This window comes from Rhodococcus sp. AG1013 (assembly GCF_003350365.1).
Lineage (GTDB): Bacteria > Actinomycetota > Actinomycetes > Mycobacteriales > Mycobacteriaceae > Prescottella.
Window position 1 is genome coordinate 466,595 of record NZ_QQAT01000001.1, and the last position, 15,075, is coordinate 481,669.

The window sequence follows — 15,075 nt, forward strand, 5'->3', positions numbered from 1 at the left end:
TAGAGACGATGAGCCCCGCTTCTCAGACTATGAGAGTCGCGCGTGAGACGGAACCGTGGTGACCGGGCCGCCTGGACGGGACCGGCCCGCCCACTCGTGCGAGTGGGCGGGCCGGGATGCCGTGAAAGTCGATCAGACGGTGGGCGTGAACGCCGCGTCGATGATCTCCTGCTGCTCGACGGCGTGGACCTTGCTCGATCCCGACGACGGTGCCGACATCGCACGACGGGAGACGCGCTTGACGCCCGCCAGCTTCTCGGGCAGCAGCTCCGGCAGTGCCAGGCCCAGGAACGGCCATGCACCCTGGTTCGCCGGCTCCTCCTGGACCCAGTAGAACTCGGAGACGTTCGGGTAGCGGTCCAGCGTCTCCGCGATGCGGCGGCGCGGCACCGGGTACAGCTGCTCGATCCGGACGATCGCGACGTCGTCGCGGTTGTCCTTCTGCTTCTTCGCGAGCAGTTCCCAGTACAGCTTGCCCGAGGTCAGCAGCACGCGCTTGACCTTGGCGCGGTCGGCGTCGCCGGTCTCGTACGTCGGCTCCTCGAACACCGAGCGGAACTTGCCGGTCGTGAAGTCCTCGAGGTTGCTGACCGCGGCCTTGTTGCGCAGCATCGACTTCGGCGTGAACACCACCAGCGGGCGGCGGATGCCGTCGAGGTGATGGCGACGCAGCAGGTGGAAGTAGCTGGCCGGAGTGGACGGCACGGCAACGGTCATCGAGCCCTCGGCGCACAGCTGCAGGAACCGCTCGATACGACCGGAGGTGTGGTCCGGACCCTGGCCCTCGTGGCCGTGCGGCAGCAGCAGCACGACGTCCGACAGCTGGCCCCACTTGGCCTCACCGGAGCTGATGAACTCGTCGATGATGGTCTGCGCGCCGTTGACGAAGTCACCGAACTGCGCCTCCCACAGCACCAGCGCGTCGGGGTTGCCCACCGAGTAGCCGTACTCGAAGCCCACGCCCGCGTACTCGGTCAGGGCCGAGTCGTAGACCATGAACTTGCCGCCGTTGTCGGCGTTTGCCGCGATCTCGGAGATCGGGTTGTACTCGTCGCCGTTCTTGCGGTCGATGAGCACCGAGTGGCGCTGCGTGAACGTGCCGCGGCGCGAGTCCTGGCCGGTCAGGCGCACCAGTGCGCCCTGCTCGACCAGCGAGCCGAACGCCAGGAGCTCGGCGAACGCCCAGTCGATGTGGCCCTCGCGGGACATCTCGCGACGCTTCTCGATGACCGGCTTGACGCGCGGGTGCACCGTGAAGCCCTCGGGCACGTTGACGAACGCGTCACCGATGCGCTCGAGCACCGACTTGTCGACGGCCGTGGTCAGGCGCGCAGGCGGCGTCTGGTCCAGCTCCACCGACTCCGACGGTTCGGGCTTGAACTTCTCGAGCTCGCGAACCTCGTTGAACACCCGCTCGAGCTGGCCCTGGTAGTCGCGCAGGGCGTCTTCGGCTTCCTTCATCGAGATGTCGCCGCGGCCGATGAGGGACTCGGTGTAGCTCTTGCGGACGCTGCGCTTGGTGTCGATCACGTCGTACATCGCCGGCTGGGTCATCGACGGGTCGTCGCCCTCGTTGTGACCGCGACGGCGGTAGCAGATCATGTCGATCACGACGTCCTTGCCGAACTTCTCACGGAAGTCGACGGCGAGCTGCGCCACCCAGACACAGGCCTCGGGGTCGTCGCCGTTCACGTGGAAGATCGGTGCGCCGATCATCTTCGCGATGTCGGTGCAGTACTCGGACGAACGCGAGTGCTCCGGAGCGGTGGTGAAGCCGACCTGGTTGTTGACGACGATGTGCACGGTGCCGCCGGTGCGGTAGCCGCGCAGCAGCGCCAGGTTCAGGGTCTCGGCCACGACACCCTGGCCCGCGAAGGCAGCGTCGCCGTGCAGCATCAGCGGCAGGACGGTGAAGCCCTCCTGGCCCTTGTCCAGGATGTCCTGCTTGGCGCGGACCAGACCCTCGAGGACCGGGTCGACCGCTTCGAGGTGCGACGGGTTCGCGGTGAGCGAGACCTTGATGTCGTTCTCGCCGAACATCTGGATGTAGGTGCCCTCGGCGCCCAGGTGGTACTTCACGTCGCCGGAGCCGTGTGCGGCCGCCGGGTTCATGTTGCCCTCGAACTCGGTGAAGATCTTCGAGTAGGGCTTGCCGACGATGTTCGCCAGGACGTTGAGGCGACCACGGTGCGGCATGCCGATGACGACCTCGTCGAGGCTGTGCTCGGCGCTCTGGTCGATGACGGCGTCCATCATCGGGATGACGGACTCGGCGCCCTCGAGCGAGAAGCGCTTCTGGCCGACGTACTTGGTCTGCAGGAAGGTCTCGAACGCCTCGGCGGCGTTGAGCTTGCTCAGGATGTACTTCTGCTGCGCGACCGTGGGCTTGACGTGCTGGGCCTCGACGCGCTCCTGCAGCCATGCCTGCTGGTCCGGCTCGAGGATGTGCGTGTACTCGACGCCGATGTGGCGGCAGTACGCGTCACGCAGGATGCTCAGCACGTCGCGGAGCTTCATCCGGGCCTTGCCGTGGAAGCCGCCGACGTTGAACTCGCGGTCCAGATCCCACAGGGTCAGGCCGTGCGTCGTGACGTCGAGGTCCGGGTGGCTGCGGAACTTGTCCTTGACGAACTGCAACGGGTCCGTGTCGGCCATCAGGTGACCGCGGTTGCGGTACGCCGCGATGAGCTCGAGCACACGGGTGTTCTTGTCGACCGCGCCCTCCGGCACATCCTTGCGCCAGCGGACCGGCTCGTAAGGAATGTGCAGCGAGTGGAAGACCTCGTCGTAGAACTCGTCGCTGATCAGCAGGTTGTGGATCGTGCGCAGGAAGTCGCCGGACTCGGCGCCCTGGATGATCCGGTGATCGTAGGTGGAGGTCAGCGTCATCAGCTTGCCGACGCCCATCTCCGCGATGCGCTCGTCGCTCGCGCCCTGGAACTCGGCGGGGTACTCCATCGCACCGGCACCGATGATGGCGCCCTGGCCCTGCATCAGGCGCGGGACGGAGTGGACGGTGCCGATGCCGCCGGGGTTGGTCAGCGAGATCGTGACACCCGAGAAGTCCTCGGCCGTGAGCTTGCCGTCGCGCGCGCGACGGACGATGTCCTCGTACGCGCTGTAGAACTGCACGAAGTTCATCGAGTCGGTGCCCTTGATGGCAGCGACGACGAGCGAACGGCTGCCGTTCTTGCCGGGCAGGTCGATGGCCAGACCGAGGTTGGTGCTGGCAGGCGTGATGACGTTGGGCTTGCCGTCGATCTCCGCGAAGTGGCGGTTCATGTTCGGGAACGCCTTGACCGCCTGCACGATCGCGTAACCCAGGATGTGGGTGAACGAGACTTTGCCGCCACGGGTACGGGCGAGGTGGTTGTTGATGACGATCCGGTTGTCGAACATCAGCTTCGCCGGGATGGCGCGAACGCTGGTGGCAGTCGGGATGTTGAGCGAAGCCGACATGTTGCGGGCCACGGTGGCGGCCGCACCGCGCAGCACCTGGTTGGTGTTCTGAGCGGGAGTTTCCGAGGCGGGGGCAGCCTGGGGAGCGGCGGCCTTGGCGGCCGCAGGCTTGGGGGCGGCTGCCTGGGGGGCAGCTGCGGGCTTGGGTGCCGGCGGGGGCGCGGCCTTCGGGGCCGGAGTGGCAGCGGGTGCCGGGGCGGCAGGTGCCGCAGCCGCAGCACCGTTGGCTGCCTTCGTGGCGACATCACCGGCGCCGTTCAGCGCCTCACCGTTCCCGCCCGCATTCGCCGCATCGGGCGAGTAATCCGTCAGAAACTCGTGCCAACTAGCGTCCACGGATGAGGGGTCATCCTGAAAGCGTTGGTACATCTCGTCAACCAACCACTGGTTCTGTCCGAACTGGGAAGTAGAGCTGCTGCTCACGGCAGGTGTTCGCCTCGTTTCTTTCTTCGGTACCCGATCAGAGCGCCTATACACATGAGGCTAGCCTCCGCGCGTCGAGCTCGGGCATCCGGTCCGTCGCGTGTCGGCTGTCTCACATTGTTGCGATGCGGTCACCATCGATGACGGTTCTCGACGACGAATTATTCCCCTGATGACTGGCCGCCGCATCACAGAGCCTCGAGTAGTGCCCGCCCGAATGTCGAAGTGTGCTGTGAGCACCGGTTTCGACGATCCGGCCACCGTCGACCACCACGATCAGATCCGCCCGGGCGGCGGTCGCCAGGCGATGCGCGACCACCACCGACGTGCGCTTTCGAGTGACCATTCGGTTCGATTCGAGGACCACGCGCTCGGTCGCCGGGTCGAGGGTCGCGGTCGCCTCGTCGAGCAGGAGCAGGTCCGGATCGACCATCTCGGCACGCGCGAGCGCGATGAGCTGACGCTGACCCGCGGACAGCCCCTGCCCGCGTTCGCCGATCGGCTGGTTCATGCCGCCGCGCAGCGCCGCGATGGTCGGCAGTGCACCCACCGCCCGCGCCGCCGCCTCGATCTCGCCGCGGCTCGCATCCGGTCGTCCGTACGCGATGTTGCTCGCCACGGTGCCGGTGAACAGGTGTGCCTCCTGGGGGACGACCCCGAGCCGGCCCCGGTACGTGTGCAGCGGGTAGCGGCGGAGGTCTTCCGCGTCGACCCGGACCGATCCGGACGTCGGATCGTAGAAGCGAGCGAGCAGCTTCACGACGGTCGACTTGCCTGCGCCGGTGCGGCCCACCAGCGCGACCGTCGTGCCGGCGGGGATGTGCAGGTCGATGTCGCTGAGGGCATCCGAGTTGGCGCCCTGGTAGCGGAAGGTCACGTCGTCGAACGTCACGTCGCCGCGCAGATGACCCTCGATCGGGACGGTGTCGCCGGCGTCGGCCGTTTCGATCGAGCTCGGGGTGGCGAGCAGGTCGGCGATCCGCCGCAACCCGACGGCGGCCTGCTGGTAGCCGTCGAACACCTGCGACAGCTGCTGGATCGGCCCGAACAGCAGGCCCAGGTACAGCACGAACGCGACGAGCGTGCCGGCCGTCGCGGAACCGTCCGCGACACGATGCGCGCCGACGAACACGACCGCGGCGAGAGCGAGGTCCGACAGCAGCGTGATGAACGGGAAGTACACCGAGATGGCCCGCTGCGAGCGCATGCGGCTGCGGCGGTAGCTGTCCGCGCGCTCGGCGAACCGCTGCGCCGCGAACCCTTCACGGCGGTAGGCCTGCGCCGCTCGCAGGCCGGCGATGTTCTCCTGGAAATCGGCGTTGACGATCGAGATTCGTTCGCGGGAGACCGAGTACGCGGTACCGGACACGCGGCGGAACACGATCGTCGCGACCGCGAGAGGGATGAGTGCGGCAAGGGCGACCAGCGCGAGTGTCGCATCGGTCACCAGCAGGGCGACGGCGATACCGCCGAGCGTGAGCAACGCGACCACCGCCGTCGACAGTCCCGTCTGGATGAACGACGACAGCGCGTCGACGTCGGTCGTCATGCGGGTCATGATCCGGCCCGACAGTTCACGTTCGTAGTAGTCGAGGCCGAGTCGCTGCAGGTGTGCGTAGCTGCGCACCCGCAGCCCGAACAGCACGCGCTCCCCGGCACGGGAGGTGATCACCGTGAGCACCGCGACCACGAGCCAGCCGACCAGCGCGAGCAGGGTGCCCACGGCGGTCGCGGCCCACAGCGGACCCGAGTCGGCGGCGGCCACGCCGTGGTCGAGCGCGTACCGGACGATCGACGGGAACGTGATGCCGATCAGCGAGTCCAGGGCCAGACACGCGACGACGCCCGCCAGGATCCAGCGCACCGGATGCAGCAGCCGACCCAGTCGGAACTCGGAGTCGTCGCGGCGCAGCCCGGTGGTGTCGGTGTGCGGGTCCTCCTCGGCCGGCGGCAACGCCTCGACGGCGCGGAGCAGTTCGGGGGTCGCGGCGACACCACCCAGGGCGCCAGCCATCGGGCCGCCGCCGTGGCCGCCGCCCCCGTGCCCGGTTCCCGGACCTGCCTGCGCGGACCCGTTCCCGGCGGTCGCCGCGTCGTCCGCCGTGCCCGCGTCCACGGCCGGCCACAACTGCGCCTCGGTGGGCTCCGCGATCGGTGCCGTGACTGCGGCGAAGCCGTCTCCGTCCGGGTCTGCGGGGTCGGCCGGGTCGGGCGCCGCGAGCAGCGTGCGGAACAGCGCGCACCGCTCGTCCAGTTCGTCGACTGTTCCGATGTCGACGATGCGGCCGCCGTCGAGGACCGCGACACGGTCCGCCAGGGTCAGCGTGGACCGTCGGTGCGCGAGGATCAGCGTCGTCCGGCGCCGACCGTCGCGGAGTGCGTCGAAGATGACAGCCTCGGTGTTCGCGTCCACCGCCGACGTCGCGTCGTCCAGGATCAGGACCCGGGGATCGACGAGCAGGGCGCGGGCCAGCGCGACCCGCTGGCGTTGCCCGCCGGACAGCGTCAGGCCGCGTTCGCCGACCACGGTGTCGTAGCCGTCGGACAGTGACGAGATGAACTCGTCGGCCTGGGCCAGTTTCGCGGCGGTGCGGATCTCCTCGGAGCTGGCGTCGGGCCGGCCCAGTGCGATGTTCGCAGCGACGGTGTCGGAGAACAGGAACGGCTCGTCGAAAACGAGGCCGACCGCCTCGCGGAGTTGGTCGGCGCGCAGCGCCGACACGTCGAATTCCCGGCCGTCGCTCGTGAGGGACACCGTCCCGGCGCTCGGGGTGTAGAAGCGCGGTAGGAGCAGCGACAGTGCGGTCTTGCCCGAACCCGCCGGACCCACGACGGCCACCGACTCGCCCGGCGCGATCGACAGGTCGAGACCCGAGAGCACGCTGCGGTCCTCCTCGAAGGCGAACTCGACGTCGCGCAGTTCCACGCCGAGGGGACCGCTCGGGAGATCGACGGGGTGCGGCGGATCGGAGACGTCGGGCTCGGTGTCGATCACCTCGTAGACCCGCTCGACGGCGGCCCGGGACAGCTGCGCCATGATCACGACCTGCGACAGCGTCCGGGTCGCGGTCGTCATCATCGTGACGTACGCCGCGAACGCCAGGAACGTGCCGACGGTGATCGTGCCGTGGAGGGCGAGGTAGCCGCCGAGCGCGACCACACCGACGAGACCGAGTTGGGGGAGCGCGGCCATCGACGGCGCGAACCGCGCGTTGATCCGTGCCGCCCGCATGCGTTCGGCGTACAGCGTGCGGCCGAGGTCCTCGAGCTGGTCGACCGCCCGCGCCTCCTGCCCGAACCCCTTGACGACCCGGACACCGGTGACGGTCTCCTCGACGTGCTGGGCGAGGTCGGCGGCCCGCTGCTGCGCCGACCATGTCGCGGCGAACAGGACCGGGCGCACCAGGTAGACCACCAGGGCCACCGCGGGGACCACGACGAGGGCGACCAGCGTCAGCAGCGGCGACAGCCAAGCCATGATCCCCAGCGCGAGGACGAACTGCAGCACCACTCCCGCCGACATCGGCACCATCGCCAGCAGTCCCTGCACCAACTGGAGGTCGGTGATCGAGCGGGAGACCACCTGGCCGGTCCGGATCTGGTCCTGGCCGCGGCCGTCGAGGCGCTGCAGCGATCCCAGCAGCCCGAGGCGGAGGTCGTGCTGCACGTCGAGGGAGAGCCGGCCGGCGAGCATCCGGCGGCCGTACTGACAGCCGAAGCGGACGACAGCGAGGACCGCGATGAGTCCCGCCACACCGGTGATGACCTTGGTGACGGTGGATTCGCCCGCTGACGCCGCGTCGAGCGCGACCTTCGTCAGCAGCGGGAAGACGATGTCGATGATCGCCGCCACCACCGTCACGGTGAGCGCCCCGACCGCGGTTCTGCGGTGGTTCCAGCACTCGGCTCCGAGTCGTCGTATCCAGCCGCGGTGCTCGCCGGACACCGTTGTCGCGTCGTGTGTACCCATCGCGATCAACGGTAGTCCGGCCCGGTGACAGGTCGTGTCGAGGCCGGTGTCCGTGTTGCCCGCGGTGTCAGGTGATGTCGCGCGAGCGGGTGGCCCACCAACCGAGTCCGCACGACGCGACGGCCCACAGACACAGCACCAGCAGCGACAGCGGCCAGCCGGGCATGCCGTCGAGGGCGCTGTGGTCGATCGTGCCGACGAAGGCGGTGACGGTGACCGAGCCCGGGAGCCATTGGGCGACCGCGTCGGCACCGAGCCCGGCCAGCACCAGGCGCACGATGCCTTCGCCCATCACGTACCAGACCACGAGCCCGACGGCGCTGGCGATCGACGAACCCGTCGCGAGAGCCAGACCGGCGCCGATCAGCGCCCACAGCGTCGACGCGACCAGGCCGATCGCCAGTACACCGACGATCGTCCCGTCGATCTCGAAGTTGTCCGACAGGGCGAGCAGCAGGGGCACGCTCACGACCTCGATGACGAGGCAGTAGAGGAGGCCGAACAGGGCCGTCACCGCGAGCTTCGCGGCCAGGACGCCGTCGCGCCCCCGGGCGGTGAGGAAGGTCGTGGTGAGCGTGTTGTGGCGATACTCGGTGCCGGCGTTGACGGCCCCGAACAGCGCCGAGAACAGGAACACCAGGCCCAGCGCGACGAACAGTCCGATCGCGGCGGCGGCGGTGTTCGCCTCCTTCGAGGCGACCTCGTCCGCGACCGCATTGAACATCGGGATGCTGATCGCGCTGGACATCACGCCGACCAGCAGCGGGGCCAGGCCCAGCGCCCACCAGAACCTGAGCGATGTGACTTTGCGGAACTCCGCGGTGAGCAGGCGTGTGGTCACTGTCCGCCTCCGTCGGTCGGACCGAACCACTGCTGGGGCGGCGGAGTCGGCGTGTATCCCGGTGGGGCGCCGTATCCCGGCGGCGGGGGACCGGGCGGACCCTGCGGCGGCAGGCCGGGGCCGAAGCCGTGACCGGGGGCCGCGTACTGCCCCGACGTCATCGCCAGGAAGACCTGCTCGAGATCGACGTGCTCGGTGGACGCGCCGAACACCGTCACCTCGACGTCGGCGGCGACCCGTCCCACCGTGGCGGGGTCGGATCCGGAGATCGCGATCCGCCCGTCGGCGAGGTGCTGGATGTCGATGATTCCGGCGGCCGCGAGGGCTGTCGCGAGCCGGACCGGGTCGGAGCACGCGACGAGCAGTCGTGCGCGGTGGGCTCCTCGGAGCTGATCCATGGCGCCTTGGAACACCAGCGACCCACGGCTGACGATCACCAGGTGATCGACCATCTGCTCGACCTCACGCAACTGGTGGCTCGACACCAGCACGGTGCGACCGGACCGGGCGAAGGCGACCAGGAAGTCGCGCAGCCACGCGATGCCCTCGGGATCGAGACCGTTGGACGGCTCGTCGAGCACGAGGATCTGCGGATCGCCGAGCAGGGCGGTCGCGAGGGTCAATCGCTGGCGCATGCCCAGGGAGAAGGTGCCGGCCTTGCGGTCGGCCGCGTCGGCCAGCCCGACCAGGTGCAGCACGTACAGGGCTCGATCGTCCGGCACGCCGATCGCAGCGCAGTACATCCGGAGATGGTGGAGTGCGGTGCGTTTCGGGTGCAGCCCGCGGGAGTCGAGGACGGCGCCGACGGCTCGCGCGGGCTCGTCGATCGCACCGAACGGCCGACCGAAGATCGTCGAGCCTCCGGCGCTCGGGCGCACGAGCCCGAGCAGCATCCGCAGAGTGGTGGTCTTTCCCGCCCCGTTGGGCCCGAGGAACCCGGTGACCGAGCCGTGCGGGACCGAGAAGCTCAGGTCGGACACGGCCCGAATCGTCTTGAACTGTTTGGACAGTCCCCGCGCCTCGATGGCCGGCGCGGCCGGTCCCGCCGGCCCGTAGCTCCCCGCCGGCCCGTAACTCCCTGCCGGCCCGTAGCCCCCGGGCGGACCGAACTGCATGGCTGAACTCACGAATCCCCCTCCGTGGCGATCACAGTCGATCGAGTTCTTGAGAGAGTACCGGCCGGTCTGCACTACGCACTCGGCGCTGTGCGGCGCCGAGTGCGTAGGTCTGCAGCTGGGACTACTTGTTCAGGAGAGCTTCCATCTGGGCGATCTCCGCCTGCTGGCTCGCGACGATCTGCTGGGCCAGGTCGCGCACCTGCTGGCTCTCACCGGTCTGGAGGATCTGCTCGGAGCTGGCGACCGCGCCCTGGTGGTGCTCGATCATCATCTCGAGCCACATCCGGTCGAACTCGGGTCCGTTCGCGTTCTCGAGGGCCTGCATCTGCTCGCCCGTCATCATCCCTTCATGACCGCCCTCCATGCCGGGCGTGCCGGACATCGATGCCATGGGGGCCGAGGTGCCGTGGCCCATACCGTCGTGGTCAGAGCCGTCGCGGTCCATGCCGTTGGGGCTGGCGGTGGCACCGGGCGTCCCGACATGGCTCGGTTCGGGAACGCCCCAGGCCTTCAGCCAGCCCTCCATCTGCTCGATCTCGGGGGCCTGGGCCTTCTCGATCTGGGCGGCGAGGGCGACGACGTCGGGATTCCCGCTCCGGCTCGGCACCAGTTCGGCCATCGCCACGGCCTGCTCGTGGTGCGGGATCATCATCTCGACGTAGGCGACGTCCGCGTCGTTGTGCGGGCCGCCCTGTTCGGCGGTTCCCGCCGCGCTCGCCGGCGTGGTCGTCGAGGTGCCGGTGGCCGAGGTGGCGGTGCCCGAGTCGTTGTTCGAACAGCCGACGACGAGGGTGACGGCGGCCGCCGCCGCACCGATTCCGGCGAGCATGCGCTTGGTTTTCATGACGTGTCGTTCCTTACGTGTGTGCACTCGTGTGCGGGATCAAGGACCGGACTGCGGCCGGAACGACCCGAAGGTCGCGCCGCAGTGGCCCTGTCACACCCGCAGGATGCACAGTGACGAGAGGAAGACCGAGGTGGACGGCGCGAAGGGCGGACCGCGTCCCGCCCGGCGCGCCGGCCCGGAAGCACGGCGCGGGCGCACGCGCTGTTCCCGCGCGGTCCGCAGCAGCAACCACACGGCGAGGGTGAGCGTCGCGGCGAGGAGTACCGCCAGACACATGTGGAAGCTGTCGTGGTCCGGCGGGTGGATCGGGGCGTCGGCGGAGCCGTCCGACCCCGTGCCGCTCTGGTGGCCGAGTGCGTGATGCGCGGAGTCCGCGCCCGACGGTGTCGAGACGAGGGGGCCGGTCGTGACGTGGTGCATCGCCAGGACACCGAACGCGAGCGCACACAGTGCCGCGAGTCGAGCGAACGACACTCGGACCTGGGCACGCATGGCTACAACTGTACCGATCGGCACGGTGCTCACCGTTCGAGAAAGGGGATGACCTCCGCGAGAAATTCGCTGGGGCAGTCCAGCTGTGGGCAGTGCCCGCAACTCGGGATGATCGCAACCCGGCGGTCGACGGACCGGGTGATCCGGTGGGCCGCGCGGGCGGGGGTGAGCAGGTCGTTGGCGCCCCACAGCAGGAGGGCCGGGACGGTCAACTCGTCCACCATCGTCGCGACGGGCAACTCCGCGATCTCCCGGATGACGACCCGCCCGATCGCGAGCAGGTCGGCTACCTGCGCCTTGGTGGCGTAGTGCTGGGTGTAGTCGGCGAGCACCCGGGCATCGGCCCGGCGCGGATGTCGCAGCGCTGCACCGGCATACAGGGTGCCGATCATCTGCTGCAGGTACCGGTCGGGCACCGGGCCGGTGAGCGCCCGCGTCACGCGATCCACACCGAACCGTGCGCCGCGGGTCCACGAGCGCGGAATCCCGGTCACCCCCGGCATGTCCGCGAGGACCACGTCGGTCACCAGGTCGGGGCGCGCGGAGGCGAAGGCGAGGGCGGTCACCGCGCCGAGCGAGTTGCCGATCACACTCACCGGTCCGGTCTCGTCGTCGACGAGGGCGGCGAGGATGTCGACGTAGCCGTCGATCAGCGGCTCGGACCACGATCCGGCGCTGAGGCCGAAACCCGGCAGGTCGACGACGAGGACCCGGAAGCGCTCGCCGAGCGTCGGCACCACTTTCTGCCAGGTGCCGCCGTGATCCGAGTAGCCGTGGAGCAGCACCACCGTGCGATCGCCCGATCCGGAGGTGAGTACGTGGGGAACCTCGGGGGATACGGGGAACACGACGACATCCTTTCGTCGGAGCTGACCCGGTCTCAGGACCGCATGCGGCGAGCCTCGCCCGGCAGTGGTGGGACCACCTGCAGTCGTGCTGCGCCGTCGACCGCGCGGAGTCGGTCCGGCCAGAGGGCCGGTGCCGGGCCGAATGCCTCACGCGCATTGTCGACGACGCCGCGGCCGATCGCGCGATTTCCGGCACCACCGATCACCGCGCCGACCCCGGCGGGGAGCAGCTTGCCGAGGATCAGGGCACTGCGCTTGGCCGCGTACTTGGTCACGAACTTGCGGACCAGCGAGCTGTTCATCGCCCGCATCGTGCTCGGCGGAATCCGGCCGGTGACAAGTCGTGCCCAATTGGTCGCCGTCAGGCCGGTCGCACGCTCGACGATCTCCATGCCCGATTCGCCCAGGGCCACCGCCAGCACGAGCGCGCGGCGCTGCTGGTGATCCTGCGGGGAGATGCCGTGCACCGCGGCGATCGCGAGGGTCAGCAGGGCCGACGCCTCGAGGAAGAACGCGGTCTCGGCGCCCACCGCCGCGATCGAGGTCACGGTTCCCACGGCCGGAACGGCCGCTGCCGCCCCCACCGCGCTGCCGCTGCCGGTGACCGCGGTCAGGAACATCTTCTCCATCCGCGCGACGATCTGTGCCGGGTTCTCGTCGGGATGGGCGCGGCGGACCCGCTCGACGTACTTGGCCACGGCCGGAGCCTGCAGCCGGCTGGCATTGTCGAGGACGGAGACGATGGTCGACTCCACACGTCCCTGCTTCTCGCCCATCATCAGTCCTCACTTCGGTATCCGGCGGTCGGTCGTCCGGTCACGCGATATCCGACTGTCTCGCTATCCGACTATAGGGAAACCGGGCTGTCGACCCCCGAATTCCCGGGGCCGGGACGGAGGCTCCGGGATACGCTGGACGGGTCTGTGACCGCGAGTGGAAGCAGGTGTCGGATATGGCCGAGACGACCAGGGTGTGGCCGGGAGGCGGCATCATGCTCGGCTCGCCCCGCGCCGACTCCGTCCTCGTCGACCTGCCCAGCGGGGTAGGCGCGGTGTACCTCGTCACCGACGATCCCGGCGGGCTCTACACGCGCGCCGTCGACGCCGGTGCGTCGGTGGTGCAGGGGCTCGAGGACGAGGACTACGGTTCCCGGGGATTCACGTGCCGGGATCCGGAGGGCGTGTACTGGAGCTTCGGTACCTATACCGGTGAATAGCGGGTCAGTCCCGCTGCGCGCTCGCCCAGTGTGACAGCGGCACAACCTCTTCCGGTCGTGGCGGGTGCGGCGCAGTGCCGCTGCCGAACGGCCGGCCGCCGAGTGCTTCGCGGCCGTGCGGTTCGAGCCAGTGCGACAGGTCGGGGCCCTTGGGCACGATCTGCGTCGGATTGATGTCCTTGTGGACGATGTAATAGTGCTGCTTGATGTGGGTGAAGTCGATCGTGTCCCCGAAACCCGGGGTCTGGAACAGATCCCGCGCGTAGTTCCACAGCACCGGCATCTCCGACAACTTGCTCCGATTGCACTTGAAGTGGCCGTGGTAGACCGCGTCGAACCGGGCGAGCGTGGTGAACAGGCGGACGTCGGCCTCGGTGATGGTGTCGCCCACCAGGAACCGCTGCGTCGACAGACGTTCGGTCAACCAGTCGAGGCGCTCGAACAGACGGTCGTACGCGCCGTCGTACGCCTCCTGTGAGCCGGCGAAACCGCAGCGGTAGACGCCGTTGTTGACGTCGTGGAACACCAGTTCGGACACCTCGTCGATCTCGCCGCGCAGGTCCTCCGGATACAGGTCCGGGGCCCCCTCGCGGTGGAATTCCTTCCACTCGGTGGACAGGTCCAGCGTGATCTGCGGGAAGTCGTTGGTGACGACCTGCCCGGTCTCGATCTCGACGATCGCCGGCACCGTGATCCCGCGCGAGTATCCGGGGAAGCGGGCGAAGTACGCGTCCTGCAGTCGGGGGATCTTCAGCACCGGGTCCACCCCGCCGGGATCGAGATCGAACGTCCAGCTGCGTTCGTCGTGGGTCGGCCCGCAGATCCCCATGGACAGAACGCCTTCCAGCCCCAGCAGACGTCGCACGATGATCGACCGGTTGGCCCACGGACATGCGCGGGCCACGATCAGGCGGTACCGGCCGGGCTCGACGGGATAGCCGTCACGGCCGTCGGCAGTGATCCGTGTCGTGATGTAGTTCGTGTCGCGGGTGAACTCCTTGCCCGGTTCCACGAAATCGGCTCCGACGTCTTCGGTGTCTTTCCTGTCCGTGCTCTCGCTCATCGCGCATCAGCTCCGTGTCTCGGCCTCGCCGCTGCCGTGTCACCCCCACTTCACACGGTACTGGGAGCGACCTCGATCGACACCGAGGTTCCGAGTTCCTCGTATCCCAGCGTGGAGGCCAGTCGGCGGGAAGCGACGTTGTCGCGGTGCGCACGCCACTGGGGGATCAGCCCGGCGTCGAGCGCATCGTTGGTGGCCAGCAGTGTTGCGGTCGCACCGAACCCACGCCGGCGGGCACCGGGTGCCGTCAGCGCGCCCATGTCCGCGACGATGCCCTGCCACTCCGTGTAGCCGGCCGAGGAAAGTGGACGGTGGGCGTCGTCTACGACGGTGAACCAGGCGCCCTTGTCGGCGAGTCCGGCCTCCGCGACGTCGTCGGGCGGGCAGAGGTTCTGCAGTTCGAGAACGTGCGCGAGGTCGTGCGAGACAAGCGGTTCCTCGACCGCGATGTCCGTCCCGAAATCCGCGGCCCAGGCCAGTTCGGTGGGTCCGCCGCTGCGACCCGCGTGATCCTTCGCGAGTGCGGACAGAGCGCCGGAGCGGGCCAGCTCGTCGTCGGACCATTCTTCCGCGCGTTCGGCGGCCCACGCCGGGCCCACGAGCGCGCTGGCACCGGCGATCGTCACGAACCGGATCCGGTTCGCGGTCTCGTCGACCCGCACGTGGCGGGTGCCGGGGGAGTCGAGGGCGCGGTCGGGGAGACCGAGTTCCCGAGACCAGGCGAGCCGGATGATGTCGATCTGATGCGCGTCCACGGGCCCAACGGTAGTGCGGGTTCGCGGCGTACCGTCGAAGCTG

General features: G+C 69.1%; 11 protein-coding genes. 1 reads left to right on the forward strand and 10 read right to left on the reverse strand.

The features are described from left to right. Positions 1-132: 132 nt before the first annotated feature. From DEU38_RS02285 to DEU38_RS02320, 8 genes are all read right to left on the reverse strand, one after another. The gene (locus DEU38_RS02285) at positions 133-3,882 is read right to left on the reverse strand and encodes a multifunctional oxoglutarate decarboxylase/oxoglutarate dehydrogenase thiamine pyrophosphate-binding subunit/dihydrolipoyllysine-residue succinyltransferase subunit (RefSeq protein ID WP_114718476.1); all 3,750 of its coding nucleotides are present in this window, start codon (positions 3,880-3,882) and stop codon (positions 133-135) included. Between the two features lie 112 nt (positions 3,883-3,994). Beyond that, entirely contained in the window at positions 3,995-7,852 is a 3,858-nt protein-coding gene (locus DEU38_RS02290) for an ABC transporter ATP-binding protein (protein ID WP_114718579.1), read from the reverse strand. Between the two features lie 67 nt (positions 7,853-7,919). Beyond that, on the reverse strand, positions 7,920-8,693 hold the full coding sequence (locus DEU38_RS02295; protein WP_114718477.1) for an ABC transporter permease: 774 nt from the start codon (positions 8,691-8,693) through the stop codon (positions 7,920-7,922). Further along, positions 8,690-9,820 carry an ABC transporter ATP-binding protein gene (locus tag DEU38_RS02300; RefSeq protein ID WP_254622861.1) on the reverse strand — a complete coding sequence of 377 codons (1,131 nt, stop codon included), beginning with the start codon at positions 9,818-9,820 and terminating at the stop codon, positions 8,690-8,692. Before DEU38_RS02300 ends, DEU38_RS02295 begins: the two co-directional genes overlap by 4 nt. 112 nt (positions 9,821-9,932) lie before the next feature. Then, complete coding sequence (locus DEU38_RS02305) at positions 9,933-10,655, reverse strand: DUF305 domain-containing protein (protein WP_114718478.1); 723 nt, start codon at positions 10,653-10,655, stop codon at positions 9,933-9,935. 93 nt (positions 10,656-10,748) lie between these two features. Further along, positions 10,749-11,150 (reverse strand): DUF6153 family protein, encoded by a 402-nt coding sequence (locus DEU38_RS02310; RefSeq protein ID WP_114718479.1) that lies wholly within the window; start codon positions 11,148-11,150, stop codon positions 10,749-10,751. A gap of 29 nt (positions 11,151-11,179) precedes the next feature. Continuing rightward, positions 11,180-11,998, reverse strand: a complete 819-nt coding sequence (locus DEU38_RS02315; protein WP_258557604.1) for an alpha/beta fold hydrolase — start codon at positions 11,996-11,998, stop codon at positions 11,180-11,182. Positions 11,999-12,030: 32 nt separating this feature from the next. Continuing rightward, positions 12,031-12,774: a hypothetical protein gene (locus DEU38_RS02320; RefSeq protein ID WP_254622965.1), complete on the reverse strand. Its 744-nt coding sequence runs from the start codon at positions 12,772-12,774 to the stop codon at positions 12,031-12,033. 101 nt (positions 12,775-12,875) lie between these two features. Between DEU38_RS02320 and DEU38_RS02325 the strand changes: the two genes are divergently transcribed. Then, the gene (locus tag DEU38_RS02325) at positions 12,876-13,214 is read left to right on the forward strand and encodes a VOC family protein (protein WP_397484211.1); all 339 of its coding nucleotides are present in this window, start codon (positions 12,876-12,878) and stop codon (positions 13,212-13,214) included. A 4-nt stretch (positions 13,215-13,218) separates the two neighbouring features. Here the strand turns inward: DEU38_RS02325 and DEU38_RS02330 are convergent, their stop codons facing one another. Both DEU38_RS02330 and DEU38_RS02335 read right to left on the reverse strand, forming a co-directional pair. Further along, a complete protein-coding gene (locus DEU38_RS02330; protein WP_114718481.1) occupies positions 13,219-14,277 on the reverse strand; it encodes a glutathione S-transferase family protein in 1,059 nt (352 codons plus the stop codon). Between the two features lie 50 nt (positions 14,278-14,327). Continuing rightward, positions 14,328-15,032, reverse strand: a complete 705-nt coding sequence (locus tag DEU38_RS02335) for a GNAT family N-acetyltransferase (RefSeq protein WP_114718482.1) — start codon at positions 15,030-15,032, stop codon at positions 14,328-14,330. Positions 15,033-15,075: the final 43 nt, after the last annotated feature.

What these genes read in the sequence shown, in the direction of transcription:
- DEU38_RS02290 (WP_114718579.1), bottom strand. Translation starts at nt 7,852, where the DNA reads ATGGGTACACACGACGCGACAACGGTGTCCGGCGAGCACCGCGGCTGG.
- DEU38_RS02305 (WP_114718478.1), bottom strand. Translation starts at nt 10,655, where the DNA reads ATGAAAACCAAGCGCATGCTCGCCGGAATCGGTGCGGCGGCGGCCGCC.
- DEU38_RS02310 (WP_114718479.1), bottom strand. Translation starts at nt 11,150, where the DNA reads ATGCGTGCCCAGGTCCGAGTGTCGTTCGCTCGACTCGCGGCACTGTGT.
- DEU38_RS02320 (WP_254622965.1), bottom strand. Translation starts at nt 12,774, where the DNA reads ATGGGCGAGAAGCAGGGACGTGTGGAGTCGACCATCGTCTCCGTCCTC.
- DEU38_RS02330 (WP_114718481.1), bottom strand. Translation starts at nt 14,277, where the DNA reads ATGAGCGAGAGCACGGACAGGAAAGACACCGAAGACGTCGGAGCCGAT.